Origin of the sequence: Vibrio sp. Vb1337 (genome assembly GCF_033338715.1) — a bacterium.
GTDB lineage: Bacteria > Pseudomonadota > Gammaproteobacteria > Enterobacterales > Vibrionaceae > Vibrio > Vibrio alginolyticus.
The window spans coordinates 1-1,021 of record NZ_JAWOTD010000291.1 but is presented as its reverse complement, the minus strand read 5'-3'; the positions used below and the strand labels follow the sequence as shown (position 1 = coordinate 1,021).

1 protein-coding gene is annotated in these 1,021 nt (G+C 43.7%); it reads left to right on the top strand.

Annotated features, from left to right (window positions below; translation table 11 throughout):
- Window positions 1-158: 158 nt before the first annotated feature.
- Window positions 159-878 (top strand): tRNA1(Val) (adenine(37)-N6)-methyltransferase, encoded by a 720-nt coding sequence (locus tag R7E42_RS25715; RefSeq protein WP_021450214.1) that lies wholly within the window; start codon window positions 159-161, stop codon window positions 876-878.
- Window positions 879-1,021 lie beyond the last annotated feature (143 nt).

Below are 1,021 nucleotides of genomic sequence, written 5' to 3'. Positions count from 1 at the left end.
AAACTTAAAAGCAGTGTATCTAACTAGATCAAAAGAACCGTACAGTTCTTTATCTCGATCAATTAACAATACAATTTAATAACCAACAAAACAACAATCTATACAAATAAGAAACAATAGAGAATTTCACTTAAATATTGAGCAGATAAAAAACAATCATGAAGAGCGGAAAATTTCAAACTAAAGGCTTCAAGTTTAAGCAGTTTTGTATCGAAGGAGGCGAAAGTGGCATGCCGGTGAGTACCGACGGCGTGATGCTAGGCGCGTGGATGGAAAGTCCGAGCCCTGCCCATATCTTGGATATCGGGACAGGAACAGGGTTACTCGCTTTGATGTGCGCTCAACGCTTTCCTGACGCAAAAATTACCGCCGTTGACATCGAAACCACAGCAGTTGAAGCCGCAAGCCACAATTTTTCGCACTCGCCGTGGCACGACCGACTCTCAGTTCAGCATACCGATGTTTTGAATTTTGCAGCACCACAACGCTTTCAACGCATTGTTTGCAACCCACCCTATTTCAACACTGGTGAGCAAGCTAAACAAAGCCAGCGAGCAACCGCAAGGCATACCGACTCCCTACGCCATGATGCGTTGCTTAAGTGTTGTTATCAGTTGCTAGATGCAGAAGGAAAAGCCAGCTTTGTGCTGCCAATCACCGAAGGGAAGCTATTTATTGAACTAGCATTAACCCAGGGTTGGGCTCTATCTCGACTGTGCCGCGTGCAACCATCGGAAAAGAAACCCGTGCACCGTTTGCTGTTTGAACTGGCAAAGCAACCTTGCGATACTCAAGAGTCACATTTGATCATTCACTCATCAGACGGTTACAGCGATGATTTTGTCCGCTTAACCCACGAGTTTTATCTTAAGATGTGAAATAACATGTGATCCTTATCACCAATCACTTTATAATGTGCGACCTTTTTATATTCTATGCTGCTTTGGCGAACCATTAACCAAGCTTTGCTTGTGGAGAACTCATTGTGATCAGAACCTTTGCTGAACTTGATCTAGACCAA

Bases quoted from the DNA above. Each gene is read 5' to 3' on its own strand.
- R7E42_RS25715 (WP_021450214.1), top strand. From the start codon at position 159: ATGAAGAGCGGAAAATTTCAAACTAAAGGCTTCAAGTTTAAGCAGTTT.